The sequence below is a fragment of the Phyllobacterium sp. P5_D12 genome (assembly GCF_054049495.1).
The window spans coordinates 1-847 of the sequence record NZ_JBFUMG010001047.1; the positions used below are offsets into that span (position 1 = coordinate 1).

General features: G+C 56.2%; 1 pseudogene. It reads left to right on the forward strand.

Features of this window, described 5'->3' with window-relative positions:
- Positions 1-847, forward strand: a pseudogene (locus tag ACXJ5O_RS28585) (ATP-binding protein); the annotation flags it as partial.

The window sequence follows — 847 nt, forward strand, 5'->3', positions numbered from 1 at the left end:
TGGTATGCCGCAATATGCGCTGGATACTGCAAGGGAAACCTGGCCTTACGAAAAAGAAGGCTGGCGCGTGCTCTAGGATGGCAGCCGGTTTTCTGCCAGCGTCTTCATAGATGCTGTGCGTGATGAGGCCGTCAAACTCATCGTCTTTGCCAAGGTTACCCGTGATGTGACCGAACGGAACAGGGGGCAGGAAGAACTCGCCAAGGCCCGCGAGGCGCTTTTCCAATCTCAGAAAATGGAGGCAATTGGCCAACTCACAGGCGGTGTTGCCCACGACTTCAACAATTTGCTGATGGCTGTTCTGGGTAGCCTGGAGCTTGTGCGTAAGCGGATTAGCACAGATCCGAGAACGTTAGCACTTCTTGACAACGCGATTCAGGGAGCCCAGCGCGGCGCCAATTTAACCAAGCGCATGTTGGCATTTGCCAGGCGTCAGGACCTTGACCTGCAACGGGTTGACGTTCCGGGACTTGTACGCGGCATGGCGGAACTGCTGGAGCGATCGCTTGGTCCGACGATTTCTGTCGAAACGAACTTTCCCCTGACTCTGGAGGTGGTGCGTGCGGACCCCAACCAGCTTGAACTTGCCTTGCTGAATTTGGCAGTTAATGCCCGCGATGCCATGCCAGGTGGCGGCACCATCTCGATCTCAGCATCAAAGCAGGTCGTCAAAAGCGGCACTCCCGATTTGCCAGTAGGCGTCTATATCTGTCTTTCCGTTCGTGATCAGGGTGAGGGCATGGACGAAACAACAATGCGACGCGCCATGGAACCGTTCTTCACCACGAAGGGTGTTGGCAAGGGGACGGGTCTCGGCCTGTCCATGGTGCACGGCCTGTTGAAACAG